This is a genomic window from Sphingopyxis bauzanensis (assembly GCF_002205675.1).
Lineage (GTDB): Bacteria > Pseudomonadota > Alphaproteobacteria > Sphingomonadales > Sphingomonadaceae > Sphingopyxis > Sphingopyxis bauzanensis.
The window spans coordinates 523840-550256 of the sequence record NZ_NISK01000004.1 but is presented as its reverse complement, the minus strand read 5'-3'; the positions used below and the strand labels follow the sequence as shown (position 1 = coordinate 550256).

Below are 26417 nucleotides of genomic sequence, written 5' to 3'. Positions count from 1 at the left end.
GGGCTCGCAGCCGATCTCAAGCTTGTCGGCTCACTCAGCTTCGCGCGCGACTTCCCTCCAGCCAATGTCACGGCGACAAAAGCCGGTCGGGAAATCGAGCTTGTCGACAGCGGCATAGGCGCGCATCTGCGCTTCGGTGACGGAGCGGCCGGTGGCGGTGACATTGAGCACCCGCCCGCCCGCGGCGACGATCTGGTCGCCGCCGCGCGCTGTGCCAGCATGGAAAACCCGCACGCCGCCACTTTCAGCATCGGCGATGCCATGGATCGCGCCGCCCTTTTCGGGAGTGGCTGGATAGCCGTTGGCGGCCATGACGACGGTGAGCGCATAGTCACTCGCGAAGGCCGGCGGGGTTGCCGACGCCAGCGCTCCGGTCGATGCCGCATAAAGCAGCGCGGCGAGGTCGCCTGCGTAGCGCATCATCAGCACCTGGCACTCGGGATCACCGAAGCGCGCATTATATTCGATCAGTTTCGGCCCCGCGCCGGTCAGCATCAGTCCGGCGAACAACACCCCGACATAGGGCGTGCCTTCGGCGGCGAGAGTCGCGACGGTCGGACGGATGATGCGGTCCATCACCTGCGCTTCGAGGTCGGGCGTCAGCACGGGCGCCGGGCTGTAGGCGCCCATGCCGCCGGTGTTCGGACCGACATCGCCGTCGCCGACGCGCTTATGATCTTGCGCGCTGCCGAATGCCATGACGTTGCTGCCGTCGGAGAGCGCAAAGAAGCTCGCTTCCTCACCCGACATAAATTCCTCGATCACCACCTCGGCGCCCGCGCTGCCGAACGCACCGTCGAACATGTCCGCTATTGCGGCGTCGGCATCCTCGCGCGTTTCGGCAATCACGACGCCCTTGCCCGCGGCAAGCCCGTCGGCCTTGATCACGACGGGGATGCTAAAGCCGCCCAGGACGGCAAGCGCTTCGTCGGCCGAGGTGCAGCGGACATAAGCGGCCGTCGGGATCCCGGCGCGCGCGCACAGATCCTTGGTAAATCCTTTCGATCCTTCGAGCCGCGCCGCCGCGGCGCCGGGGCCGAAGGTCGCGATGCCCAGCGCGCGCAGGCGGTCGGCGAGTCCGGCGACGAGCGGTGCCTCGGGGCCGACGACGACAAAATCGATGCCGCGTTCGGTGCAAAAGGCGATGAGGCCATCGAGATCGTCGGCGGCAGTCGCGACACATTCGGCATGCGCCTCGATCCCCGGATTGCCGGGTGCGGCATAGAGCTTGGCGCAGCTTGGCGATTGTGCCAACTGCCAGCTGAGCGCATGTTCGCGGCCCCCCGATCCGACCAGCAGGATATTCATGGCAGTCCCTTTTCCCGATCCGGCGTCCGAAACCGACCCCGCGGCGCGCCTGTTAGCCGAGGCGGCGCCGGGCGACAATGTCCCGCCGCTTTCGGTCAGCCAATTGTCGGCGGCGATCAAGCGGACGGTCGAGGACGGCTTTGCCCGCGTTCGCGTGCGCGGCGAGCTGTCGGGCGCGAAGCGCGCGGCGTCGGGGCATTTCTATGCCGCGCTGAAAGACGATAATGCGCTGATCGACATGGTGATGTGGAAGGGGCAGGCGTCACGGCTGGCTTTCCGGCCCGAGGACGGGATCGAGGTGATCGCGACCGGCAAGCTCACCACCTATCCGGGGCGCTCGAAGTACCAACTTGTCGTCGATACGCTCGAGGTGGCGGGCGCGGGCGCGTTGATGCTCCTGTTCGAAAAGCTCAAGGCGCGGCTTGGCGCCGAGGGGCTGTTCGACGGCGAGCGCAAGCAGGAACTGCCGCGCCTGCCGCGGATCATCGGGGTCGTGACCTCGCCGACGGGCGCGGTGATCCGTGATATTCTCCATCGCCTTGCCGATCGTTTTCCCACCCATGTCATCGTCTGGCCGGTGCTGGTGCAGGGCGACGGTGCCGCGGCGCAGGTCGCCAACGCCATTCGCGGTTTCGATGCGATCGAACCGGGTGGCGCGGTGCCACGGCCCGACCTGGTCATCGTCGCGCGCGGCGGCGGCTCGATCGAGGATTTGTGGGCGTTCAACGAGGAAGTGGTCGTACGCGCCATCGCCGAGTGCCGCATCCCGACGATCAGCGCGGTCGGCCATGAAACCGACACGACGTTGGCCGACTATTCTGCTGACCGCCGCGCTCCCACCCCGACCGCGGCTGCGGAAATGGCGGTGCCGGTGCGGGCCGAGCTGCAGGAATTGCTCGCGACGTGGAACGGCCGGATGATCGGCGCCGCGAACCGGCACCAGGCACTGGCAGCCGAGCGACTGATCGCGCTCGCGCGCCATTTGCCGAAGCGCGAGGCGCTCTATGCGCCGCAGCGCCAGCGGCTCGACGACAGCGGCGACCGGCTCGACCGCAGTCAGCGCCAGCGACTGGCGGTGGTTGCCGAGCGGCTGGCGACGCGCGGCGGGTCGCTGCGGCCATCGTTGCTGGCGCGGCGATGGGATCGCGACCGCGCGCGGCTCGAAGGACTGGGGCGGCTGCTCGATAGCCTCGACCCGCGCGCCTTGCTCTCGCGCGGCTATGCGATGGTGCGCGATGCGGGTGGAGCGATCGTCACCACCGCCGCCCGTGCGCACGACGCCGGGCACCTGCGATTGCAATTCGCCGATGGTGAGGTTCCGGTGGCTATTGCGGGCAGCGAGGTTCCGCCGCCTGCCCCGTCCACGCCACCTCCGGCGCGTAAGTCGCCACCGCCCAAAAGAGGGCAGGGAGAGCTGTTCTGAGGTCGCCGGGGCTGGTCCCGTCGCACACGGCTGCTATAGTGGCCGCAATTGCCGACCCTCAGATGGACACCGAATCATGTTGATCGCCAGCCGTAACCGCCTTGCCCGCCTGCAATATGGCCCCAATGGTTTTCGCGTGCTCGAACCCGGCGATCATGTGCTGTGCGCGGTGACGCACGTGGCAATCGGGCTCGACGAGCTGCGATACTGGTCGGTCGCGCGGCAGGAACCCTATGCCACCGCTGCGATTTCGGTGCAGGCCGCACTGGACGCCGCGCGCAGCGAATGACGGGTCGGCGATACCGGGGGCGATTGGCCGCCGCCCTGCCTCTGCTGACCCTTGTCGCAAGCTGCGTTTCACCGGGCGAAGCGCCGGTACGGCCCACCCCATCGGTAGCCACGCCCGAACTGGCTGCACCTGCACCGTCAGTGGCGCACGTGCCGCCCGCGCCATCGCTGCCGCGCGAGTTCGTTCTGCGCGGCACGGCTGAGCAGGGCGGCGTGATGATCGGGCAGGCGCCGGGCGGGACGCAGATGCTGGCGCTGGATGGGCAGGTGATCCCGCTGGACCGGGGCGGCGGCTTTCTGATCGCCTTCGATCGCGATTCCGCGCCGGTCGCGCGGCTGGTAGCTACGGTTACCGATGGGCCAAAACTTGTCCGCGACATCGCGGTTGCACCCGGTGTGTGGCGGATAGAGCGGATTAATGCGCCCTATCGTGGCAGCGCCGCCAACGACGCTGAATTCGCGCGCCGTCGCCCGGCCGAACTAGCGCAGATCGCGGCAGCGCGCGAGATGCCGGTCGAATCGGGCGGCTGGAAACAGCGTTTCCGCTGGCCGGTGACCGGGCGCTTGTCTGGGGTGTTCGGATCGCAGCGCGTCTATCAGGGCAAGCCCGGCAGCTATCACAGCGGCACCGACGTTGCGGTGCCCGCAGGAACCCCCTTCGTCGCACCCGCCGATGGCGTTGTCACGCTGGCGGCAGAAACCCCTTTTACGCTCGAAGGCCATTTGCTGATCGTCGATCATGGCATGGGTCTGAGCAGCGCTTTTCTCCATTGTCAGCAGCTCGACGTGAAGGTTGGTGACAGGGTGAAGCAGGGACAGCTGCTGGGCACGGTCGGACGCACCGGCCGTGCGACGGGGCCGCACATGCACTGGGGGCTTAAATGGCGTGACGCGCGCCTCGACCCGGCAAAACTGGCGGGGGCGATTGGCGGCTAAGGCGAATTTCGCTCGGCACCATCTGGTTTCCAGTGAAACAATATGTCGTCAACGCGGTGTTTAACCATATAGTATTTCAGCAAAAGTCACGGCTGTTGCAAATACGTCACAATGCGTCCTGAAACGGCGGATTGGTTGGCAAATTGCCTTTACTCGCCACCCGCGAAGGATCATTCCGCACGCTATCAGGGTGTTTGCGCGTCGTCCCAAGGGTCGTCGAAGCAGGGGCTCGGGTATCCAATCCACCAGTAGCAAGGGACTGCACTGTGAAGAAAACCCAATTTTCCAAGCTGAAGCTAGGCGCCGCGCCGCTCGTACTGAGCGTGGCCCTGGTTTCTGCTCCTGCCTATGCGCAGGACGCCGAAGATGGCGCGGCAACCGGCGGCGAAATCGTCGTGACCGGTACGCTGATCCGCAATCCGAACCTCGAGCAGTCGACGCCCGTCAACGTGACGACGTCCGACACGATCGAACTGAAGCAGTCGAACACCGCCGAAGAAGTTTTGCGCGAACTGCCTGGCGTCGTCGCCAACATCGGTTCGGCCGTCAATAACGGTAACGGCGGCGCTTCGTACGTCGATCTTCGCGGTCTTGGCTCGACCCGCAACATCGTCCTGTTGAACGGCAATCGCGTCGCTCCGTCGGACGTCAACGGCCGCGTCGACCTTAACAATATTCCGCTCGCGCTGATCGAGCGCGTCGATGCGCTGACCGGCGCTGCCGTGACCACCTATGGTGCCGACGCGATCACCGGCGTCGTCAACTTCGTCACCAAGCGCGATTTCGCAGGTCTCGAAGTCACCGCTTCGCAGCAGATCACCGAACAGGGTGACGGCAACGTGTTCCGCGTCGATGCCACGATCGGGGCAAACTTCGACGACGGCCGTGGCAACGCAGTCCTCAGCGTCGGCTACCAGCAGGCCGATGCCGTTTATCAGGGCGCGCGGCCGTTTTCGGACAATACGCTCGACAGCTATTCGAACACCTTCATTGGCTCGGGCACCTCGGTACCTTCGCGCTTCTCGGGCACCCGCCCGCTCGGCGCTGGCGGTGTTCCGAACACGACGCCCGAATCGATCTTCACCGGTACATTTGATGCCGACGGCAATCCGATTTACGTAGCCAACCCCGGCGGTGCGGCCAATGGCGGCGTGCGCCAGGTCAATGCAGCTGGGCAGGCCGTAGGCACTTTTGCAACCTACAACTTCAACCCGGCCAATATTTTCCAGACGCCATTTGAGCGCTTCAACATCTATGGCCAGGCCAATTATGAAGTGTCGGATGCGATTGAGGTCTATACCCGCGGCATGTTCTCGAAGAACACCGTCTCGACGATCATCGCACCGTCCGGATCGTTCGGTGGTTCGGTGCCTATCAACCTCAACAATCCGTTCCTGCCCGCTGCTCTGCGCAATCAGTTCTGCGCATTCGACGTCAACCCGCGTCCCGACGTTTACACGCCGCGCTTCACGCAGGCGCAGTGCGACGCGGCTGCAGCATCCACGGGCCCCGGTACCCCAGGCTATCAGGTGATCGGCGCTGGCGGTTTTGTTCCTTTCGACACCAATAACGATGGCGTGATCGGCGCTGACGAGGGATATAATCCAAACCCGGCCGTCACCCTCAACCGCCGTACGCCTGAAGTCGGGCCGCGTATCAGCGACTATCAGACGACCTTTTTCGATTACCGCGTCGGCGCGCGCGGCGGCATCACCGACACACTCGAATGGAGCGTCGAGGGTGCTTACGGCGAGTCGGAAAATATCCAGACGATCAAAGGCTACACGCTTCAGTCGCGTTTCCGTGATGCCGCGCTGTCGAATGACGGCGTCACCTGCATCAGCGGCAACGCGGGTTGCGTCCCCGTTAATCTGTTTGGCCCGGAGGGTTCCATCACTCCTGCCGCGGCCGATTATCTTCAGGAAAACAGCACGACGGTGAACCGCACGTCACTGGCGCAGGTTCGCGGGATTATTTCTGGCGATCTCGGCTTCGCGTCGCCAGGTGCCGTTCAGCCGATCGGCTTCGCAATCGGTGGCGAATATCGCAAATACTCGGCGCAGCAGTCTTCGGACCTTCTCGCCAAGACGCCAGGCGAACTTGGTGGCGCAGGCGGTGCCGCACCTGACATCGACGGCCAGTATGACGTTTATGAGGCCTATGCCGAAATCGTCGCACCGCTGATTGAGGACAAGCCCTTCTTCGAAAGCCTGACGCTCGAAGCCGGCGTGCGTTACTCGGATTACAGCATTCGAGGTGCTGGCGGCTACGATACTTGGACCTGGAAAGCCGGCGGTAGCTGGGAACCGGGCGCGGGCGTCAAGTTCCGCGGCAATTACAGCCGCGCGGTTCGCGCACCGAACATCGGTGAATTGTTCACACCGCAGACGGTCGGCCTGACCAACCTGGGTATCGATCCTTGCGCCGGCAGTGCGCCCAATTCGGATGCCAATCTGCGGGCTATCTGTATTGCTCAGGGTGCGCCGTCGGGAACGATTGGCTCGATTACCAATCCGACCGCGGCACAGGCAAATATCACCGTTGGTGGCAACCTCAACCTGCAGCCGGAGAAGGCAGATACCTGGACCTTGGGCGTGGTGTTCCAGCCTGACTTCCTGCCGCGTTTCAACATGTCGCTTGATTATTACAACATCAAGATCAACGACGTGCTGGGCACGCCGTTGCCGGGCGATATCATCAACGCCTGCTTTGGCAGCAACGGAGCGAATAGCGCGACGGATCCTGCCTGTACTTCGATCCGCCGTAACCCGCTGACCGGCGGCCTCGATGGTGACCCGGCGACCACCCCGGGCTTGTTCGGGCTGACCAATAACCTTGGCCGCTTGTACACTGACGGTTTTGATCTGTTGATGAACTACAACGCCGATCTTGGGTTTGGGAACCTTGCCTGGTCGTTTGTCGGCAACTGGACTCGCCACTCGAAGTACAACGCCAATGTCGCCGATCCCGCTTCGCTGAACCGCGAATGCGTTGGCTACTACAGCGTGAACTGCTCGTTTACCGGTTCAATTCAGCCTGAGTTCCAGTTCTCGAACCGCTTCACTCTCGGCCTCGACGCCGTTGACGTGTCGCTGCTCTGGCGCTGGCAGGACGCTGTAACGTTTGAGCCCGCGCAGCTGCAGGCCGATATCGACGCTGCACTGGGTGCGCCCGACGATTGTCCTGATCCGACGGGCGCCGACGCGGGTGGCTGTGTGGTCGATCCGGTATTCCGGAAGATCAAAGCTCAGCATTATTTTGATCTGACGACACGTTTTAACGTCAGCGAAAATCTGGTGTTCACCGCAACCGTCCAGAATCTGCTCGATAACAAGCCGCCGATTGTCGGTAACTCGATCGGTTCGACGACTTACAACAGTGGCAACACCTATCCGTCGTCCTACGACGCGCTGGGCCGCCGTTTTGCGGTGTCGGCAAAGCTGAAGTTCTAGTCCTTCAGTTCAACCGAAAAGAAAACGGGGGCGGGCAGCAATGTCCGCCCCTTTTTCTTTGCGTTCAAGGGCGAGAGTGGGTGGCGGTTTTTGGGTGGGGAGCGGGCATCGCTGGCGGCGGAGTTCTCTTTCCATTATGCGTGGCCATGATCTGGAACATCGTTGATCGAAGAACGCGGCTTTTTCGCTGGAGGGCTGTAAACGCGGTTATCGAAGCCGTTGAAAACGACGATAGTTGTTCCGATGCAGACCAAGCTCCGGAAGCCGGCGTATCGATCGCTCTAAATTAGGAGCAATCGGGGGGCCTGTCGGTCTGGCAAGCCGCAGCTTGGGCCAGCCAACAAAAACGGCCCGTCAGCCTTACCGGGGCAGCAGCGGCTGCGGCAAGGTAAGAGCGATCCCCGCCTGTCCGGCGACCACTTCGGCCCAGCCCACCACCTGCTCGATCTCTTCGCCATAGGCCGCTTCGGCGGCGATAAGATCTCGCTGGCGCTCGCCGGGCGCGAAATCCGCACCCGACTTGCTGTTCCGCCCGAGCGCGGGTTGCGCGGTAAGCCTTGCCGCGTCGACCGCGAGCCCCAGATGCGCCATCGCCGCGCTCGCCGCCGCGACCGGATCGACGGTCAGCGTTTCGCTGTCGAGTGTCGCGATGCGGTCGGGGGCCCAGGCGAGCAACGCCGCGAAGGCCTGTTGTTGCGCCAGCCAGCCGATCGCCGCGACCTGCAGGTCCGACTGGCGGAAATATTCGCGCGGTTCGAACCCCAATTGGACGAAACCGTCGGCAAGATAGCCTTCGAGCAGCTCGCGGCACCACAAGCGGCACCACATGCCTTTGCGCGCCACCGACAGCAGGAAGGCGCGCAGCGGCGCGTGAAGCAGGATGGCGCGGGCTTCGGGACGGAGGGTCAGCACGCCGCGCGCCAGCGGATTGAAGATATTCGACGGCTTGATCACTACCGCCTCGCTCGCCTCGAACCCACGCCCCAGCAGCGCGAGCGCGTCGTCCATCACCCGGGCATGGTCGCCCGGCACGGCGCCGCGCCGCCGCCAGCCGACCATGTCGTTGAGCAGCACGGGTTCGGACAGGCTCGTCGCGACGCCGCGCTGGTCGAGCAGCTGCGCGAGCATGGTCGAGGCGCAATAAGCCGAATGAAAGAGGAAATGCAGCGGCGGCCTGTCGTTGCCCACCGCGGCCCGGCAATCGGTGCGGCGGAGGATGACCGGCGCCTCGTCCTCGCCGAGGTGGAGGTCGGTGAGGAACGGAACAAGGGTGCGGCGGTCGCGCGCGACGCGGCGAAAATGGAAGGCGTCGTGCCCCGGATCGTAGCGGTGCGCGAGCCATTCGGCGTCGCGCACGATGGCCGAAACGGAAGGGGTCTCGCTCATCGATCGACCTTGCCCATTGCCCTTCGCAATGGCAAGCATCGGGCATGGCCACAACCTCTCCACCTGCATCGGCGGTCGAAGCCAATCGGCGCGGCATGGGGGCGCTGCAGGCGGGCGACCCCGCCGCCGCGATCGAGCATTTTTCTGCAGCGGTTGCTGCCGATCCTGCGTCGGGCGCCTTGCAGCGCAACCTTGCCTCGGCTTGGCGCGCGCTCGGCGATGCCGCGGGCGAGCTGGCCGCGCTCGACGCCGCGCTCGCGATCGATCGCCGCGACGTCATCGCCTGGATTCGCAAGGCTGAACGCCACGAAGCACTGGAGGAAAAGGGTGCCGCGCTCGCCGCGTGGAGCGCTGCGGTGGCGCTCGGGCAGCAACTCGATCCATTGCCGACGACGCTTGCGCCGTTGCTCGCGCACGGTCAGGCCTTCGTTGGCGGGGCCACCGACACGATGTTCGCCGTGGTCACCGACGCTCTTACACCGCTGCGCAGCACATTGTCCGAAACCGAGGTCCGCCGCGGCGACGCCTTCGTCGCGAGCGCGCTTGGGCGCCGGCAAATCTATCGCAACGAATGCGCCGGGGTCTGTTACCCCTTCCTGCCTGCCGACGAATTTTTCGACCGCCAACACTTCCCGTGGATGACGGCGATCGAAGCGCAGACCGACGCGATCCGCGCCGAACTGCTCGCGCTTCTGGACGATCCGGGCGAGGCGCTGCGCCCCTATGTGCGGATGGAAGCGGGCACCCCCGATACCATCTGGGCGCCGCTCGACGGCCAGCTCGACTGGGGCGCCTGCTTCCTGTGGGAATATGGCGAGCCGAACCAGCCGGTGCTCGACCGCTGCCCGGCAACCGCCGCAGCACTCGCGGCGATTCCGGGCGCGCGGATTCCGGGGCGGGCGCCAAGCGCCTTTTTCTCGATGCTGAAACCGCGCACGCGCATCCCGCCGCATACGGGGGTCACCAACACACGCGCCATCGTCCATCTGCCGCTAATCGTCCCGTCCGGCTGCGGCTTTCGCGTCGGCGGCGAGACGCGGCAATGGCAGGAGGGAAGCGCTTTCGCCTTCGACGACACGATCGAACATGAGGCGTGGAACGACAGCGATGCGTTGCGCGCGGTCCTGATCTTCGACGTCTGGAACCCGCATCTGAGCGCCGGTGAGCGCGAGCTGCTGACGCGTTATTTTGCCGCCGCCGATGCGTCGGACTTCGCTATCCCGCGGTGAACCGTCGCCGGTCGGCAACCATCGCCATTGCCCGATTTTCCGCTTGGCGAAGGCGGTCGGGAGGACATATGATGCAGCCATGTCGCCGCCCCGTGCCGGGTGGCATGGAGGAACCAATGACCAGAATATTCCCGGCGTTGATCGCCGCCGCCCTGATCGCCGCCCCCGCGGCGGCCGACGATGGCGCGGCCATCGATCGCGCGCCGCCGACCCAGCCGCCCTCGGCGATGACGCCGACAGAGATCAAGGCGTATAACGAGGGGCTGGCGCAGACCCACCCCTATTATATCAAATGCCGCAAGACGTTCGAGATCGGGTCGCTGGTGAAGAAGAACCGCGTCTGCCACACCAACCAGCAGTGGAAGGTGGTGACCGAAAAGGGCAACCAGAACGCCCGCGATACGGCCGAGGCGATGACGAGCAAGGCGGGCAATTCGAACTGAGCCGGGGAGGGGGCGATGCGCAAGACGGTGATGCTTTTGGTGTTGGCGGGGCTGGTCGTGACTCCCGCGCTGGCGCGCGACGATATGCCGCTCGCGCGTACGCCGTCGGAGATGACGGGGGACGAAATCGACGCGCATAACAGCGGCCTTGCAATGTCCGACCCCGGCTATATCCGGTGCCGTCGGATCGAGCAGATCGGCTCGCTCGTCAGGAAGTTGCGCGTGTGCAACACCAACCTCCAGTGGAAGCGGATTGCCGACAAGGGCAACCAGGACGCGCGCGATTCGATGGAGACGCTGGCGCGCGGCTGGAGCAATTCGCAGGAACCCCAGGAACAATTGATGCCGGCGAACCAGCCGCAATAACGAAAGACCTTTCCCGATGCTGCATATCCTGACCGTTCTCGCGCTCGCGGCCACTCCGGCGGCATCCGTCCCGGCCGACGATCGCACGCCGCCCGACAAGGCGCCCTCGTCGATGACGAACAGCGAGATCAAGACGTATAACGAGGGGCTGGCGATGACCCACCCCTACTACATAAAGTGCCGCAAGATCGAGGAAAGCGGCTCTTGGGTGAAAAAGGCGCGCGTGTGCCGCACCAACGAGCAGTGGAAGCAGGCGTGGGCCCAGGGCAATCAGAATGCGCGCGACACCGCCGAAGCGATGACGCGGGCCCCCGTCAATTCGAGCAACTGACCCGACTGGCTGAACCGCGCACCGGCTGATTTTTCAGTCAGCCGGTGCGGATGGTTATTCTGCGATCAGTACCAGGGCGCCGTCGCCTTCATCGACCTTGATCGTCGATCCGTCCTTCACTTCGCCCTTCAGAATGAGGTCGGCGAGCGGGTCCTGCAGATATTTCTGCACCGCGCGCTTGAGCGGGCGCGCGCCATAGACGGGGTCATAGCCGACGCGGCCAAGCCACGCGCGGGCGGCATCGGTCAGGTCGAGCGTGACCTTGCGGTCGGTGAGGAGTTTTTGAACCCGCGCGACCTGGATATCGACGATGCCGCCCATATGTTGCTGCGCGAGGCGGTTGAAGAGCACGATCTCGTCGAGCCGGTTGAGAAACTCAGGCCGAAAATGCGCGCGAACGACTTCCATCACCGCAGGTTCGGCCTGATCGATCGGCGCGTCGTCGGGCAGGGCGGCGATCGCCTGGCTACCGAGGTTCGAGGTCAGAATGATCAGGGTGTTGGTGAAATCGACGGTGCGGCCCTGCCCGTCGGTCAGGCGCCCGTCGTCGAGCACCTGCAGCAGCAGGTTGAAGACGTCGGGATGCGCCTTTTCGACCTCGTCGAACAACACGACCTGATAGGGGCGGCGGCGCACAGCTTCGGTGAGCGTGCCGCCTTCCTCATAGCCGACATAGCCCGGGGGCGCACCGACGAGCCGTGCGACGCTGTGCTTTTCCATGAATTCGGACATGTCGATGCGGACCATCGCATTGTCGTCGTCGAACAGGAACCGCGCGAGCGCCTTGGTCAGCTCGGTCTTACCAACCCCCGTGGGGCCGAGGAAGAGGAAGCTGCCGAGCGGGCGGTTGGGATCCTGCAAGCCCGCGCGCGAGCGACGCACCGCAGTTGAGACGGCATGGACGGCATGGTCCTGGCCGATCACCTGCTTCGCGATCGTGCTTTCCATCGCGAGCAATTTCTCGCGCTCGCCTGCCAGCATGCGATCGACAGGAATGCCGGTCCATTTGCTGACCACCGCTGCGATGTCGTCGGCGGTGACTTCCTCGCGCAGCATCGCATTGCCCGCCGCGGCCTCGGCGTCGGCGAGCTGCTTTTCGAGGCCGGGGATGGTGCCATAGGACAGCTCGCCCGCTTTCGCGAGATCGCCGGCGCGCTGCGCCTGTTCGAGCGCGCTGCGCGCAGCATCGAGCTCTTCCTTGATTTTCGCCTCGGCGTGGATCTTGTCCTTCTCGGCCTGCCATTTCTGGGTGACTTCGGCCGACTGTTGCTCAAGGTTGGCAAGCTCGGCGCGCAAGGTTGCCAGCCGGTCTTTCGACGCGGCGTCGGTTTCTTTGCTCAGCGCCGATTCCTCGATCTTCATCTGGATGATCCGGCGGTCGAGCGTCTCAATCTCTTCGGGCTTCGATTCGACCTCCATGCGAATGCGGCTCGCGGCCTCGTCCATCAGGTCGATCGCCTTGTCGGGGAGGAAGCGGTCGGAGATGTAGCGGTTCGACAGGGTTGCCGCGGCGACGATCGCGGCGTCGGTGATCCGCACCCCGTGGTGCAGTTCGTATTTTTCCTTGAGCCCACGCAGGATCGAGATCGAATCCTCGACCGTCGGCTCGCCGACGAACACTGGCTGGAAGCGCCGCTGGAGCGCGGGGTCTTTTTCGACATGCTTGCGATATTCGTCGAGCGTGGTTGCGCCGATGCAATGCAGCTCACCGCGCGCCAGAGCGGGCTTGAGCAGGTTCGACGCGTCCATCGCGCCCTCGCCCTTGCCGGCGCCAACGAGCGTGTGCATTTCGTCGATGAACAGGATGATCTCGCCCTCGGCGGCCTTCACATCGTCGAGCACGCCCTTCAGCCGCTCTTCGAACTCGCCGCGATATTTGGCCCCTGCAATCAGCGACCCCATGTCGAGCGAGAGCAGGCGGCGATCCTTCAGGCTGTCGGGGACGTCGCCATTGACGATGCGCAGCGCGAGTCCTTCGGCGATCGCGGTCTTGCCGACCCCGGGCTCGCCAATCAGCACCGGATTGTTCTTGGTGCGGCGCGCGAGGATCTGGATCGTGCGGCGGATTTCCTCGTCGCGGCCGATCACCGGGTCGAGCTTGCCCTCGCGCGCGACTTCGGTGAGGTCGCGAGCGAATTTCTTGAGCGCTTCATAGCGGTCTTCGCTGCTCGCAGTGTCCGCAGCGCGGCCGCCGCGCAGGTCGTTGATCGCGGCGTTGAGGGCGTCGGCCTTGAGCCCCGCGTCGGCAAAGGCTTTGCCGACGGGTGTCGCCGCCGACAGCACCATCGCGAGCAGCAGCCGCTCGACGGTGACATAACCGTCGCCCGCCTTGGTCGCGACCTGTTCGGCCTGGTCGAGCAGGCGCACCGCGTCATTGTCGAGGCCGGGGGTGGCCTGCGCACCTGAACCCGATACGGCGGGCACTTTGGCGAGCAGCGCGTCGATGCCAGCGACTGCGCGCGGCGCATCGCCGCCGCTCTTGGCGATCAGGCCCGCGGCCATGCCTTCGCTGTCTTCGAGCAGTGCCTTCGCAATATGCTCGGGCGAAATCCGCTGATGGTTCATGCGGATCGCGATCGTCTGCGCGGCTTGCAGGAAGCCCTTGGCGCGGTCGGTAAATTTTTCGAGGTTCATGGAGGATCAGCCCCTTTCTTGTCTGGCAAGATAGTGTTGCTATTTGGCAACACAAGGGGTTGTTACCCGTTCCCGTTCCCGTTCGCATTGACCGACATCAAGATGTCCGCGGACGCGCGCGCCTTCAGGGTGTCTCGATGTCGCTCGACCCGAACGGGATCGGAGATCGCTATTCCCCGCTGCGCGCCAGTTGATCGAGCAAGCGCACGCCGAAGCCCGTCATGCCTTTCGGCGTCAACGGGTTTGTCTTTTCGCTGCGATTGACTCCGGCGATGTCGAGATGCGCCCACGGCATTGCATCGTCGACGAAGAAGCCGATGAAATGCGCACCGGTACTGGCGCCCGGACCGTCACTGCCGCCATTGCGGATATCGGCGACGTCGGATTTCAGCCGATCGAAAAAATTCTTGTGGAGTGGCATGCGCCATAGTTCCTCGCCGCTTGCAGTACCTGCGGCCAGAAGCTTTGCCGCGAGCGCCTCGTCGCGCGAGAAGAGTCCGGCATATTGATCCGATAGCGCCCCGACGATCGCACCGGTCAGCGTCGCAATGTTGACGATCGCGCGCGGCTTATAGGCTTGCGCGACATATTCGTTGGCATCGGCGAGGACGAGGCGTCCCTCGGCGTCGGTGCTGACGATCTCTACCGTCTTGCCCGACATGGTGCGGATCACATCGGCGGGACGCATGGCGTTGCCGTCGGGCATGTTTTCGGCCAGCGCTGCAACGGCCACGACATGCACCGGCGCGCGCGACTTGGCCAGCGACAGCGCGGCGCCCATTACGGATGCGGCGCCCGACATATCGCCCTTCATATTGCCCATATTCGCCGACGGCTTGATCGAGATGCCGCCGGTATCAAAGGTGATGCCCTTGCCGACCAGCGCCAGCGGCGCGGCGGGAGCGCCGCTGCCGCGATAGCGCACCAGCATCATGCGCGATCCGCGCGGACTGCCCTGGCCGACGCCGACGATATTGCCCATGTTCAACCGCCGCATCGCGGCTTCGTCGAGAACCTCGATGCTGACGCCTGCAACACCGGTGAATGCCTTGCGTACTTCGGCGACGAAGCTTTCGGGATAGATGACGTTGGCGGGCTCGTTGGCAAGGTCGCGCGACAGGCGGACGCCGTCGGCCAGCGGTTTCCACCGCGACGTAAAGGCGGCTTCGGCCGCCGCAGGATCGGCGCCGACCAGGGTGACCGCACCGGTCGGCGGTGCCTTTTTGTCGACGGTCTTGTACCGGTCGAAGCGATACTGACCAAGCGCGAAGCCATAAGCGACGTCGGCGGCTGACGTGTCGCCGAACGCTCCCGCGATCACGACCGGCTGGGCTTCGCTTTTCAGTTCCTGCGCCGCTTTGCCGCCTGCTTCGGCGAGGGCGAGCGATGTCGGGGTGGCGCCAGTGCCGACGAGCAGGATGCGCGAATGCGCGCCGATCCCGCGCAGCGACAGCGTCGATCCGGCCTTGCCGTCAAATGTCGCTGCCGCAATCGCAGCGGCCACGGCCTGGCGCTCGGGGGCGCTGAACGCGACGCCATCGAGCAGCGGCAACGTCGCGTCGGTCATTACGATGACGAGCGCGCCGCTCGCTGGCGCGTTGGCCGCAAAGCCGATCGCGCGTTCGGCGCTGTTAGCGGCGGTCGCCGGAACGACGCCCGACCCGGTCACTGTCTGTGCAAAGGCGGGCGGAGCGAAGGTCAACGACAGGCACGCGGCAAGAAGCAGGCTTTTGTGATTCATGGAAATTTCCCCGTTCAATACGATGACAGGTTGCATAGCCTGCCGACGACAGTTCGCAAATTCTGCTCGACGAACGACAGTCGCTTGCCATCGGACGACATGGCGGTCAGACAGACGCGGATCGGGCGCATGAAGAGGACCAGAGATGCTGCGACGGATTTTGCTGGGAATTCTGCTGTTGCTGATCGTCACCGCCGCGTCGCTGGCGCTGTGGGAGCCGCTGATCGCCGAGGCGCCTGCTGCGCCAGCATATAAGCCGCAGGATGTTCGCATCGCGCGCGACAAGTTCGGGGTGCCGCATATCTTTGGCAAGACCGACGCCGACGTCGCCTATGGCGTCGCCTACGCCCACGCCGAGGATGATTTTGCGACCTTGCAGGAAGTGCTCGCGATGACGCGCGGGCGCGCCGGGGCGATGCTGGGTGAGGATGGCGCGAAGGTCGATTATGCTGCGGCGCTCCTCGATGTCCGCGCGACGACCGCGCGCGACTGGCCGCGCCTGCCCGCCGATGTGAAAGTGCTGTTCACCGCTTATGCGGCGGGACTCAACCGTTACGCCGACAAGCATCCCGGTGAAGTGCGACTGTCGGGGCTGTTCCCGGTGACCGGCGAAGATGTCGTCGCGGGCTTTGTGCTGCGCTCGCCCTTTTTCTTCGGGCTCGATTCGGTGCTCGGATCGCTGGTCGAGGGCAAGCCGCTGAACCGCGAGGGCGGTCCGGCGCTCGACGCGACGGGCAAGATCGTGCCGCGCGCTGACACGCCGGTGGGCAGCGACCCGGCGTCGAACGGATCGAACGCGATGGCAGTGGCGCCAGCGCGCTCGACCGATGGCGCGACCCGGTTGGTGTCGAACTCGCACCAGCCGTGGACCGGCGGCGTCGCCTGGTACGAGCTGGTGGTCCATAGCGAGGAAGGCTGGGATTTCGCGGGCGCGAATTTTCCCGGTTCGCCCTATCCTTTCCTGGGGCATAACAAATATCTCGGCTGGACCAACACGGTCAATCGCCCCGACCTGATCGATGTGTACGAGCTCGTGCTGAATGAGAACGGCGACCAATATCGCTACGACGGCGCGTGGCGGCCGCTGGAGGAAAAGCGCGTCTGGCTGAAGGTGAAATTCGGTCCGTTCGTGCTGCCGATCCCGCGCTCCATCTATCGCTCGGTCCATGGCCCGGTGGTCAAGAATGAGAAGGGTGCCTTTGCGATCCGTTACGCAGGCATCGACCAGTCGGCGATGGTCACCCAATATTACCGGCTGAACAAGGCAAAGGATTTCACCGAATGGCGCGCTGCGATGGCGGGTCAGGGCGTGCCCGCGACCAATTTCATCTACGCCGATGCCAGGGGCAATATCGGCCTGTTCTATAACGCGATGTTCCCCGATCGACCCGACGGGTTCAACTGGCGCGGCGTACTGCCGGGTGACACATCGGCGGCACTATGGACAAAAACGCTGCCGTTCGACCGCGCCCCTGCGCTGGTCAATCCGCGCTCGGGCTATGTGATGAACGCCAACAACACGCCATGGGTCGCAGCGGGACCGGGCGACGAACTTGACGCGGCGGCCTTCTCGCCGCTGCTCGGGGTCGAGGATGACATGACCAATCGCGCGACGCGGCTGATCGACCTGTTCGAAGCATCGGGCCAGATCGACGAGGCGCGATTAAAGGCGATCAAATATGACACCGCTTATGCAAAGACCGGTTACGCGAAGTCGTGGATGGATCGCTTGCTGGCGCTGAACGTCAAGAACGACCCGGCGCTGGTCGACGCGCAAAACCTGCTGCGCCGCTGGGACTGGAACCTCGACGGCAAGGGGAAGGGCGATGCGCTGGCACTGATGGTGCTGCGCCCCGCGAACGGCAGCCATTACCAGCGCCGGGCCGGTCCCGATCCCCGCACAGTGCTGGCCGAGACCGTGACGCATTTGCAGACACATTTTGGCGGGCTCGACCCCAAACTCGGTACCGTCCTGCGGTTGCGCCATGGGGAAGGCGCCTACCGGATCGACCTGCCGCTTGATGGCGGCAATGATACAGTGCGCGCGTCGACCCTGTGGGATGCCGAACCCGACGGCCGGTTGAAGGTACGCCACGGCGACAGCTTCATCATGTTCATGACCTGGGACAAACAGGGGCGGGTCCGCTCGGAATCGATCCAGCCCTTTGGTTCGGCGACGACGCGGCCCGAAAGCCCGCATTATAACGATCAGGCACCGCTGTTCGTGCGCCATCAGGTCAAACCCGTGCTGTTCGATCCAGCGGCGCTGAAAGCCAGCGGGGCGCGCTTCTATCGGCCTTGAAAGCTCCGAAAGCCTGTCCTAGACCGTTGATACAGTGCCGTCCGGCACCCGCTCGTAAGCAGGCCATATCGCGTCTGCCACAATTATCCCAGAGGATGCCCATGCCACGTTTCCATCGTTTCGCCCTTGCTCTGGCGGTGACTACCTCGCTCGTCGCCGCCGGCCCCGCGCTCGCCAAGGCCAAGGCCGCCGATCCGGCGCCGATCGCCGATCTGGTGAAGGCGGTCGACATTCCCTACGAGGCCTTCACCCTCAACAACGGCCTGCGCGTGATCGTGCACGAAGATCGCAAGGCGCCCGTCGTCGCGGTGTCGGTATGGTACCGCGTCGGGTCGAAGCATGAGCCCAAGGGCAAGACGGGCTTTGCTCATCTGTTCGAACATCTGATGTTCAACGGGTCGGAGAACGCCCCCGGCGATTTCTTTGAACCGCTGCAACAGGTCGGCGCGACCGACAGCAACGGCACGACCAGCGTCGACCGCACCAATTATTTCGAGACCGTGCCGACCGGCGCGCTCGACCGCGCGCTGTTCCTCGAAAGCGACCGCATGGGGCATCTGCTCGGCGCGGTGACGCAGGAAAAGCTCGATAACCAGCGCGGCGTCGTCCAGAACGAAAAGCGCCAGGGCGACAACAACCCCTATGGCCTGTTGCGCTACGAGATTTTCGAGAACCTGTTCCCCAAGGGTCATCCCTATCACCACAGCACCATCGGTTCGATGGCCGACCTCAATTCGGCGAGCCTTGACGATGTGAAGAAGTGGTTCACCGATAATTACGGCCCGAACAATGCGGTGCTGGTGCTGGCGGGCGACGTCGACGTCGCCACCGCCAAGGCCAAGGTGGAGGAGTGGTTCGGCGACATCCCGCGCGGTCCCGAAATCACTGCACCCCAGACGACCGTCCCGACCTTGCCCGCGCCGCTGGCGAAGGAGGTCAAGGATCTCATCCCGACCCCGCGCATCTATCGCATGTGGGCGATCCCCGGGCTGAACGATGCCGAAGCCGTGCCGCTCCAGATGGCGACCGCCGTGCTCGGCGGCCTGTCGTCGTCGCGGCTCGACAATGCGATGGTCCGCACCGACCCCGTCGCGGTAAGCGTTGCTGCCTTTGCCCAGCCGTTTGAAGATGCCGGCATCCTGATCATCCAGGCCGATGTGAAGCCCGGAACCGATGTGGCGGCGGTTGGCAAGAAGCTCGACGAAGAAATCGCCAAATTCCTTGCAACCGGCCCGACTGCCGACGAACTGCAGCGCGCCGCTGCGAGCTATCTGGGCGGCACCATCTCGGGGCTCGAATCGGTTGGTGGCTTTGGCGGCAAGGCGGTCACGCTGGCCGAGGGGGCGCTCTATTCGAACGATCCGGGCTATTACAAGGTCGAGCTCGACCGGATGGCCCAATCGACCCCTGAACAGGTCGCAGCGGTGGCGCGCAAATGGATGTCGCGCCCGGCCTTCTCGCTGACCTATACCCCCGGCGAACGCACCGAAGGCGGCGAGAACCGCGGCGGCGCGGTGACGGCGGGTAAGATCACCGAGGCCGTGGCGCCTGATCGGTACTGGAACGCGGCGCTTGGCGATGTCGGCCCCGATACCGGTGTCGGCGCGGCGACCTCGATTGCCGACCGCTCACAACTGCCCGCGGTCGCCGATCTCACTGCGCTCGACTTCCCGGCGATCGAACGCACCAAGCTCAAAAACGGCGTCGAGGTCATCTTCGCCCGCCGTACGACGGTGCCGACGGTCAACGTCGCGGTCAGCTTTGACGCGGGCTATGCTGCCGATCCGCACAGTGCGCTCGGTACCCAATCGCTGATGCTCAGCCTGATGGACGAAGGCACGACCAACCTCAATTCGATCGCCTTTGCTGAAGCGAAGGAACGGCTCGGCGCGCAGATCGATGCGACCGCCAACGCCGACGAAACGGTGTTCAGCCTGTTCGCCTTGAAGCCCAATCTGGGCGCGTCGCTGTCGCTGCTCGCCGACTATATCCGCAACCCGGCGTTCGATGCCAAGGAGCTGGAGCGGGTTCGCGCGCAGCAGCTCAACCGGCTGAAGGCCGAACTCAACAATCCGAACGCCATCGCATCGCGGCTGATGGCGCCGATGCTCTATGGCGCCGAGCATCCTTATGGCATTCCGCCGTCGGGGCTGGGCGACGCCAAGGCTGTCGAAGCGGCGACGCGTGATCAGTTGGCGGCGTTCCATGGTGCGTGGATCCGCCCCGACAATGCGCGGGTCTTCGTCGTCGGCGACACCACGCTGGCCGAGGTGAAGAAGCAGCTCGACGCGACGCTGGGCCAGTGGAAGGCGCCGAAAACGGCGAAACCGGTCAAGAATTTCGACATCGCAATCCCGGCGCCCAAGCCGCGTATCGTGCTCTTCGACCGCCCCAAATCGCCGCAGTCGGTGATCCTGGCGGGCAAGGTGCTCGACGCGAAGGGTGGTGACCAGCTGGAAGTGCTGCGTTCGGCGAACGATATTTTCGGCGGCAATTTCCTGTCGCGCTTCAACACCAATTTGCGCGAGACCAAAGGCTGGTCCTATGGCGTGCGCAGCCGCATTTCGGGTGAAACCGACCGGCTGAGCTGGGTCGCTGTCGCGCCGGTGCAGGCCGACCGGACCGGCGACTCGATCAAGGAACTGCAAAAAGACCTCAAGGGCTTCCTCGCCGACAAGGGGGTGACCAAGGAAGAGCTGGAGCGCACGATCAACGGCAGCGTGCGCGAATTGCCGGGCAGCTTCGAAACTTCGGCCGATGTGCTCGCCGGACTGCGGCAGATCGTCAAATTCGGTCGCCCCGACAATTATTACGAGACGCTGCCCGCCACTTATGAAGCGATGACCACGGCCGAAATCGACGCGGCGGCGCGCAAGGCGCTGAGCACCGACGATCTTGTCTATGTCGTCGTTGGCGATGCGGCGGTGGTCAAACCGCAGCTTGACGGATTGGGTTTGACGGTCGAAACAGCGACTCCGATTAACTAACATTGATTTCAGTAAGGAGAGCTTCGATGTCCGTAGACGGCAGCTATGATTGCGTAACGAAGTCGCCGATGGGCGACCAGAAGTCGGTGTTCACGGTCAAAAGCGATGGCGACAGCTTCACCGGATCGAATGCCGGTGCCATGGGAGCGCTCGACGTCCAGAACGGCAAGGTCGATGGCAACAAGCTGACCTGGACCATGGACATGAAGGTGCCGATGCCGATGACGCTCGAATGCGAAGCGACGATCGACGGTGACGCGCTGACCGGTACGATCAAGGCCGGGGCTTTCGGTTCGATGGCGATGACCGGTACCCGCCAAGGCTGAACCATGCGCTAGAAAAACGCGAGGGGGCCGTTCCGCGAGGAGCGGCCCTTTTGCGTTGCATAGCAATGCTCTTTGCCTTGGGGGGTGTTCAAAGCTCCGGCTTGGGACCATAGGCTGCTGCGATGCACAACCCGGCCCCACCCTCCAAGCGGACCCTGCCGGGCGAACGCGAAATGGTGGTCATGATGGCGATGGTGATGGCGCTGAACGCGCTCGCCATCGACGCGATGCTGCCCGCGCTGCCCGCGATTGGCAAAGGCCTTGGCGTCCTTGTCGCCAACGACCGGCAATATGTCATTTCGATCTATCTGCTCGGGATTGGCTTCGGCTCGCTGATCTACGGCCCGCTCGCTGACCGTTTCGGGCGCAAGGGCGTGCTCGTCCCGGCGCTGTTCGCCTATGTCGTCTTTTCGATCGGTTGCGGGCTGGCGACCAGCTTTCCAATGCTTCTCGCGCTGCGCTTTGGTCACGGGCTGGTCAGCGCCGCGCTCGGCGTGATTGTCGTCGCGGTGATCCGCGACCTGTTTTCGGGCGATGCGATGGCCAAGCGGCTTTCGCTGATCTTCCTCGTGTTCATGATCGTGCCGATCATCGCGCCGACGATCGGTGCCGGGGTGGAAGCGGTCGCCGGCTGGCGCGCGATCTTCATCGTCTTGGCGGTGATGGGCCTCCTCATGGTTGCGTGGCTCCGCCGTCTGCCCGAAACGCTCGAGCCCGCCGACGTCCGCCGGCTCGACTGGCGGACAATGGTCAGCGGCTGGGCTACGGTGACGCGGCATCGGCGCGCCGCGGGATATATGATCGCGTCGGGCATGATGCAGGGCGCGCTCTATGGCTATCTCAACAGCAGCGAGCAGATCATCGACGAGGTGTTTAACGCGCAAAGCTGGTTCCCGCTGATCTTCGCCTGCGTCGCGGTGGGGATCGCGATCGCCAATTTCTCGAACGCCGCGATCGTCGAGCGTTTCGGTGCGCGGCGGGTATCGCAGACCGCGGTCTTTGCCTTCATGGCGACATCAATGGCGCAGATTGCTGCGGCGCTGAGCGGCGCCGAGACTTTATGGATGTTCACTGCGCTGATGATGGTCAATGTCGGGCTGATCGGTTTTATCGGCAGCAATTTCGGATCGATCGCGATGGAAGATTTCGGCCATATGGCCGGGGTTGCTTCGTCGTACCAAAGCTTTGCCAAGACGCTGCTCGCGGCGGTTGTCGGCGCGACGATCGGTCAGCAATATGATGGATCGACCTTGCCGCTTGCCTATGCCTTTCTGATCAGCGCCGTCGTTGGTTTGGTCCTGGTGTTCTGGGCCGAGCGCGGCAAGCTGTTCACCCGGCCGGGAACGGCACCCAGAACGCCGTACTGACGAAAGAGCCGTCGCCCAGACGGGTCAATCCGAATCGAAAAGGGCCGCCGCGGCATCTGCCGCGGCGGCCCTTCTTACTGGTCGATCCGGCCAGATCAGTTGATCGGGCTATGCGGTTCCAATTCATCCTCATGGACTTCGACGATCCCGCGGCCCAGATGGCTGCGGCTGCGACTATAGAGGAAGTAGAAGATCAGGCCGATCACGGCCCAGACGGGGAGCACGATCATCGCTTCAAACGGAAGGTTGAGGAACAGGAACACGGTGCCCGCGATCGTCAGCGGACCGATCAACCACAACACCGGCGTCTTGAAAGCGCGCGGCGTATTTGGCGCGGTTTTGCGCAGGACCATGACGGCAATCGCGACCATCATGAACGCATAAAGCGTTCCCGCATTGGCGATGTCGGCCAGCTTGCCAACCGGCAGGAAGGCCGCCGCAAAGGCAACAGCGACGCCGGTGATCGCGGTGATCACATGCGGGGTTTTCCACTTCGGATGCACCTTGCTCCACGATTCGGGTAGCAGGCCGTCGCGGCTCATCACGAACGCCACGCGGGTCTGGCCGAACAGCAGGATCAGGATGACCGACGGCAGCGCAACGAATGCCGCGATGCCGAGCATGTTGCCAACCCCCGACCAGCCAATCTGGCGCAGCACATGCGCCAACGCCTCGTTCGAGCAGACCAGCGGCAGTTCGTTTGCGGCGAAGGTGGCGCACTGCCGCGCCAGTTCTTCCGAACCGGCGGGGAAGGGTATGCCGTTCGGCCCCATGATCGGCTGACCGCCAACGGTGCCGACTGCGCCCGCAGCAACGAGAATGTAGAAAACGGTACAGAAAAGCAGCGAACCGATCAGGCCGATCGGCACGTTGCGCTGCGGGTTCTTGGTTTCTTCAGCCGCGGTCGAAACCGCGTCGAAACCAACATAGGCGAAGAAGATCGTCGCCGCCGCGCCGACCGCGCCGAGTCCCGAACCAAAACCGCCGAAGACGCCAGCGGGCAGGAAGGGGTTGAAATTGTCGGTCGAGAAAGCCTCGCTCGGCAGCGTCAGGGCAATGAATGCGGTCAGCGCAGTGACCTTGATCGCGACCAGCACGGCATTGACGCGCGCGCTTTCGGTGGTGCCGATCATCAGCAGCCAGGTCATGAGCAATGCGATGAACACCGCAGGCAGGTTAATGATACCACCCTCGATGCCGCCCAGTGCCAGCGGCGCGCCCGCGAGGGCAGCGGGGAATTGAAAGCCGAAAAACTCCATCAACAGTCCGTTGAGATAGCCCGACCACCCGACCGATACGGCGGATGCGGCGACTGCATATTCGAGGACGAGCGCCCACCCGACCGTCCAGGCGAGTACCTCGCCCATCGTCGCATATGTATAGGTGTAGGCGGAGCCAGCGACAGGGATCATCGCGGCGATTTCGGCGTAGCAGAGCGCTGCGACGATGCAGATCAACCCGGCAATGGCGAAGGCGAGCATCAGCCCTGGCCCGGCCTTTTGCGCCCCGGCGGCGGTCAGGACGAAAATCCCGGTGCCGATGACGCAGCCGATGCCGAACAGCATCAATTGAAAGGCACCGAGGGTGCGGTGAAGCGATTTCTTCTCGGCAGTCGCCAAGATGGCGTCGAGCGATTTAACGCGGCCAAATATCATGAATGTTGATCCCCTTGTCGGCGGCTTTGCCGCCATTCTCCTGGCGCGCAGACTAGCCGCTTCGCGCGGCAGCGCAACTTAATTTCAGGGTTGTGACACGCGCTTTATCGCACTGTGAAACGCACCCGGTCGATCATCCGTCCGCCGGGGTCGACGAGCGCGAGCATATGGCTGCCCGGGCGGGGCAGGATCTGTTGTCCGGCGTCGGCGTCGCCGAGCGGTTTCTTGTCGAGGATCAGGCGATATCCGGCGACTGAGCCGCTTACGGTCACCGCCAGCCGCTGGCGATCGATCGGGATGTCGGGGTCGAGTGCATAGACGCTGCCGCTGACCGGGCTGGTGATGCGCGGACGGCGCGCGAATTGCGGCGCGGCCGCCATTTCGGTCTGAGCGGTGCCGCGGAGGAAATATTCGCGGCGCGGCGGTTCGCGGGTGCCGGGGAGCGCGATCTGGCGCGCTTCGACGCCGTCGGGCATCGTCGGCGCCATGCCCGGATTTCCGACATGGAGGGCGAGCATCACGTCGCGCCAGACGGGCGCCGCGCCCGAGGTGCCCGAAACGGCACGCATCGAATCGCCCTCCAGATTTCCGATCCAGACCGCGACGGTGAAGCGGTCGGACCAGCCGATGCACCAATTGTCGCGCATGCCTTTGGAGGTGCCGGTCTTGGCGGCGGCCCAGAAGGGGAGGCGCAGCGCGCTGTCGGCGCCGAAGGCGTCGGTGCGCGCGGCGGCGTCGGCGAGGATGTCGCCGACGATGAAGGCGGCGGCGGGGTTCACAATCTGGCGCGGCGAAAGTTGGCGAAGCTGCCGCGTAGCGTCGAATATGACCGGCGACCACTTTCCGAAATTTGCGAATGTTCTGAAAGCGTTTGCCTGTTCGACGAGTGAAACTTCGGCCGATCCGAGCGCCAGGGAGAAGCCGTAATATTCACCGTCCTCGACGAGGCCGTGATAGCCGAGCGCCCAGAGGCGGTCGCGGAACTGCTGGACGTCGTCGATAACGAGCGCACGGACCGCGGGGACGTTGAGCGACGATGCGAGCGCGTGGCGGACGCTGACCGGGCCTTTGAAGCTGCGGTCGTAGTTTTTCGGGACGTAGAGGCCTGAGGCGGTGTCGAGCTGGACCGGGCTGTCGTCGAGGATCGAGGCGGCGGTGAGCCAGCCATGTTCGATCACCTGCGCATAGAGATGCGGCTTGAGCGTTGACCCGGCCTGCCGCCGCGCATTGGCACCATCGACTTGCGATGCGGTCGATTTAAGGCCGACGCCGCCGACATAGGCGAGGACTTCGCCGGTCGCATTGTCGAGGACGACCACGGCGCCGTCGCGGACGCGGTCGGAACCGAGCCCGGCGAGCTGGCGCCGCAGCGCGACGATCGCGGCGGTCTGGATGCGGCGGTCGATCGTCGTGGTGACGCGCTTGCCGGGTTTGTCGAGCAGGCGGACGGCGAGATGCGGGGCGAGCGCGGGGTCGAGCTGCGCGGCGCGGTCGCCCGAGACGAGCGTCGCGGCGGCGGCGCGGATCGCGGTGCAGTCTCTGGTTCGGGCCACGCGGCAGGCGCGGCGGCCGAGCGCGTCGGCGCTCGCGGTGGGATTGGGGAGCAGGCCGGCGAACAGCGCAGCGTCGGTGCGGGTCATGTCGGCGGGGCGCTTGCCGAACAGCGCGCGGGCGCCCGCGCCGATGCCCTGCGCCTCGCCGCGCAGCGGGACGAGGTTGAAATAGGCCTCGAGCATTTGGTCGTGCGACCAGTCTGCGGCGAGCGCTTGTGCGGCGCGCATCTGGCTAAGCTTGGTGCGCCAGTCGCGCTTGCCGGGTTGGGCGAGGCTTGGGTCGAGGAACGCGGCGAGCTGCATCGCGAGGGTCGAGGCGCCGCGCGAGCGGTCGCCGGTCCAGCGCGCGCGGACGGCGCTGGCGACCGCGAGCCAGTCGACCCCGCCGTGCGACCAGAAGCGGCGGTCTTCGCTTTGTACCACGGCGGCGCGGACGGCGGGGCTGATGGCGTTCAGCGGTACCCACGCGAGGCGGCGGCGCTCGAAATTGACGCGCTCGCTGTCGAGGAGTTGGCCGTCGCGGTCGTAGAGCCACGCTTCGCTGGGCTGCCAGTCGGCGCGGACGGCGGCGTAATCGGGCATGGCAGGCGGCCTGGTGGCGAGGTGGGCGGTGGTGGTGAGGATGAGCAGGGCGAGGGCGAGCCAGGCGAGGATGTCGCGGATGCGGTGTCGGGCGTCCATGGATGGCGA

General features: G+C 64.6%; 18 protein-coding genes. 12 read left to right on the top strand and 6 right to left on the bottom strand.

Annotated elements, in window-relative coordinates; translation table 11 throughout:
- Positions 1-30: 30 nt before the first annotated feature.
- Complete coding sequence (gene purD, locus CDQ92_RS18155; RefSeq protein ID WP_088443285.1) at positions 31-1308, bottom strand: phosphoribosylamine--glycine ligase; 1278 nt, start codon at positions 1306-1308, stop codon at positions 31-33.
- On the opposite strand from purD, the gene xseA reads away from it, so the two are divergent.
- From xseA to CDQ92_RS18135, 4 genes are all read left to right on the top strand, one after another.
- Complete coding sequence (gene xseA, locus CDQ92_RS18150) at positions 1307-2731, top strand: exodeoxyribonuclease VII large subunit (RefSeq protein WP_088443283.1); 1425 nt, start codon at positions 1307-1309, stop codon at positions 2729-2731. The genes purD and xseA overlap by 2 nt on opposite strands.
- A 76-nt stretch (positions 2732-2807) precedes the next feature.
- Positions 2808-3020, top strand: coding sequence for a DUF2093 domain-containing protein (locus CDQ92_RS18145; RefSeq protein ID WP_088443281.1), 213 nt, complete (start codon positions 2808-2810; stop codon positions 3018-3020).
- Positions 3017-3955 (top strand): M23 family metallopeptidase, encoded by a 939-nt coding sequence (locus CDQ92_RS18140; RefSeq protein ID WP_088443279.1) that lies wholly within the window; start codon positions 3017-3019, stop codon positions 3953-3955. Before CDQ92_RS18145 ends, CDQ92_RS18140 begins: the two co-directional genes overlap by 4 nt.
- A 266-nt stretch (positions 3956-4221) precedes the next feature.
- Entirely contained in the window at positions 4222-7407 is a 3186-nt protein-coding gene (locus tag CDQ92_RS18135; protein WP_088443277.1) for a TonB-dependent receptor domain-containing protein, read from the top strand.
- Positions 7408-7767: 360 nt separating this feature from the next.
- On the opposite strand, the gene CDQ92_RS18130 is transcribed toward CDQ92_RS18135, so the two are convergent.
- A complete protein-coding gene (locus CDQ92_RS18130; RefSeq protein ID WP_088443463.1) occupies positions 7768-8793 on the bottom strand; it encodes a hypothetical protein in 1026 nt (341 codons plus the stop codon).
- Between the two features lie 44 nt (positions 8794-8837).
- Here CDQ92_RS18130 and CDQ92_RS18125 point away from each other — a divergent pair, with 44 nt between their 5' ends.
- The 4 genes from CDQ92_RS18125 to CDQ92_RS18110 all read left to right on the top strand — a co-directional run bounded on the left by CDQ92_RS18125 (position 8838) and on the right by CDQ92_RS18110 (position 11162).
- Positions 8838-10022 (top strand): aspartyl/asparaginyl beta-hydroxylase domain-containing protein, encoded by a 1185-nt coding sequence (locus tag CDQ92_RS18125; protein ID WP_088443275.1) that lies wholly within the window; start codon positions 8838-8840, stop codon positions 10020-10022.
- 116 nt (positions 10023-10138) lie between these two features.
- Positions 10139-10465, top strand: coding sequence for a hypothetical protein (locus CDQ92_RS18120; protein ID WP_088443273.1), 327 nt, complete (start codon positions 10139-10141; stop codon positions 10463-10465).
- A gap of 15 nt (positions 10466-10480) precedes the next feature.
- Positions 10481-10831, top strand: a complete 351-nt coding sequence (locus CDQ92_RS18115; RefSeq protein ID WP_088443271.1) for a hypothetical protein — start codon at positions 10481-10483, stop codon at positions 10829-10831.
- Between the two features lie 16 nt (positions 10832-10847).
- On the top strand, positions 10848-11162 hold the full coding sequence (locus CDQ92_RS18110; RefSeq protein ID WP_088443269.1) for a hypothetical protein: 315 nt from the start codon (positions 10848-10850) through the stop codon (positions 11160-11162).
- A 54-nt stretch (positions 11163-11216) separates the two neighbouring features.
- Here CDQ92_RS18110 and clpB read toward each other — a convergent pair whose 3' ends face one another.
- Both clpB and CDQ92_RS18100 read right to left on the bottom strand, forming a co-directional pair.
- The gene (clpB, locus tag CDQ92_RS18105; RefSeq protein ID WP_088443267.1) at positions 11217-13796 is read right to left on the bottom strand and encodes an ATP-dependent chaperone ClpB; all 2580 of its coding nucleotides are present in this window, start codon (positions 13794-13796) and stop codon (positions 11217-11219) included.
- Between the two features lie 169 nt (positions 13797-13965).
- The gene (locus CDQ92_RS18100; RefSeq protein ID WP_088443265.1) at positions 13966-15537 is read right to left on the bottom strand and encodes a leucyl aminopeptidase; all 1572 of its coding nucleotides are present in this window, start codon (positions 15535-15537) and stop codon (positions 13966-13968) included.
- Between the two features lie 145 nt (positions 15538-15682).
- Here CDQ92_RS18100 and CDQ92_RS18095 point away from each other — a divergent pair, with 145 nt between their 5' ends.
- The 4 genes from CDQ92_RS18095 (at position 15683) to CDQ92_RS18080 (ending at position 22519) form a co-directional block, all read left to right on the top strand.
- Entirely contained in the window at positions 15683-17839 is a 2157-nt protein-coding gene (locus CDQ92_RS18095; protein WP_188682391.1) for an acylase, read from the top strand.
- A gap of 101 nt (positions 17840-17940) precedes the next feature.
- On the top strand, positions 17941-20826 hold the full coding sequence (locus CDQ92_RS18090; protein WP_088443458.1) for a M16 family metallopeptidase: 2886 nt from the start codon (positions 17941-17943) through the stop codon (positions 20824-20826).
- A 26-nt stretch (positions 20827-20852) separates the two neighbouring features.
- A complete protein-coding gene (locus tag CDQ92_RS18085) occupies positions 20853-21152 on the top strand; it encodes a hypothetical protein (RefSeq protein WP_088443263.1) in 300 nt (99 codons plus the stop codon).
- 122 nt (positions 21153-21274) lie between these two features.
- Complete coding sequence (locus tag CDQ92_RS18080; protein ID WP_088443261.1) at positions 21275-22519, top strand: multidrug effflux MFS transporter; 1245 nt, start codon at positions 21275-21277, stop codon at positions 22517-22519.
- 95 nt (positions 22520-22614) lie between these two features.
- On the opposite strand, the gene CDQ92_RS18075 is transcribed toward CDQ92_RS18080, so the two are convergent.
- On the bottom strand, positions 22615-24174 hold the full coding sequence (locus CDQ92_RS18075) for an amino acid permease (RefSeq protein WP_088443259.1): 1560 nt from the start codon (positions 24172-24174) through the stop codon (positions 22615-22617).
- 104 nt (positions 24175-24278) lie between these two features.
- Positions 24279-26408, bottom strand: a complete 2130-nt coding sequence (pbpC, locus tag CDQ92_RS18070) for a penicillin-binding protein 1C (RefSeq protein WP_088443257.1) — start codon at positions 26406-26408, stop codon at positions 24279-24281.
- Between the last annotated feature and the right edge of the window lie 9 nt (positions 26409-26417).

What these genes read in the sequence shown, in the direction of transcription:
- xseA (WP_088443283.1), top strand. Translation starts at nt 1,307, where the DNA reads ATGGCAGTCCCTTTTCCCGATCCGGCGTCCGAAACCGACCCCGCGGCG.
- purD (WP_088443285.1), bottom strand. Translation starts at nt 1,308, where the DNA reads ATGAATATCCTGCTGGTCGGATCGGGGGGCCGCGAACATGCGCTCAGC.
- CDQ92_RS18145 (WP_088443281.1), top strand. Translation starts at nt 2,808, where the DNA reads ATGTTGATCGCCAGCCGTAACCGCCTTGCCCGCCTGCAATATGGCCCC.
- CDQ92_RS18140 (WP_088443279.1), top strand. Translation starts at nt 3,017, where the DNA reads ATGACGGGTCGGCGATACCGGGGGCGATTGGCCGCCGCCCTGCCTCTG.
- CDQ92_RS18130 (WP_088443463.1), bottom strand. Translation starts at nt 8,793, where the DNA reads ATGAGCGAGACCCCTTCCGTTTCGGCCATCGTGCGCGACGCCGAATGG.
- CDQ92_RS18125 (WP_088443275.1), top strand. Translation starts at nt 8,838, where the DNA reads ATGGCCACAACCTCTCCACCTGCATCGGCGGTCGAAGCCAATCGGCGC.
- CDQ92_RS18120 (WP_088443273.1), top strand. Translation starts at nt 10,139, where the DNA reads ATGACCAGAATATTCCCGGCGTTGATCGCCGCCGCCCTGATCGCCGCC.
- CDQ92_RS18115 (WP_088443271.1), top strand. Translation starts at nt 10,481, where the DNA reads ATGCGCAAGACGGTGATGCTTTTGGTGTTGGCGGGGCTGGTCGTGACT.
- CDQ92_RS18110 (WP_088443269.1), top strand. Translation starts at nt 10,848, where the DNA reads ATGCTGCATATCCTGACCGTTCTCGCGCTCGCGGCCACTCCGGCGGCA.
- clpB (WP_088443267.1), bottom strand. Translation starts at nt 13,796, where the DNA reads ATGAACCTCGAAAAATTTACCGACCGCGCCAAGGGCTTCCTGCAAGCC.
- CDQ92_RS18100 (WP_088443265.1), bottom strand. Translation starts at nt 15,537, where the DNA reads ATGAATCACAAAAGCCTGCTTCTTGCCGCGTGCCTGTCGTTGACCTTC.
- CDQ92_RS18095 (WP_188682391.1), top strand. Translation starts at nt 15,683, where the DNA reads ATGCTGCGACGGATTTTGCTGGGAATTCTGCTGTTGCTGATCGTCACC.
- CDQ92_RS18090 (WP_088443458.1), top strand. Translation starts at nt 17,941, where the DNA reads ATGCCACGTTTCCATCGTTTCGCCCTTGCTCTGGCGGTGACTACCTCG.
- CDQ92_RS18085 (WP_088443263.1), top strand. Translation starts at nt 20,853, where the DNA reads ATGTCCGTAGACGGCAGCTATGATTGCGTAACGAAGTCGCCGATGGGC.
- CDQ92_RS18080 (WP_088443261.1), top strand. Translation starts at nt 21,275, where the DNA reads ATGCACAACCCGGCCCCACCCTCCAAGCGGACCCTGCCGGGCGAACGC.
- CDQ92_RS18075 (WP_088443259.1), bottom strand. Translation starts at nt 24,174, where the DNA reads ATGATATTTGGCCGCGTTAAATCGCTCGACGCCATCTTGGCGACTGCC.
- pbpC (WP_088443257.1), bottom strand. Translation starts at nt 26,408, where the DNA reads ATGGACGCCCGACACCGCATCCGCGACATCCTCGCCTGGCTCGCCCTC.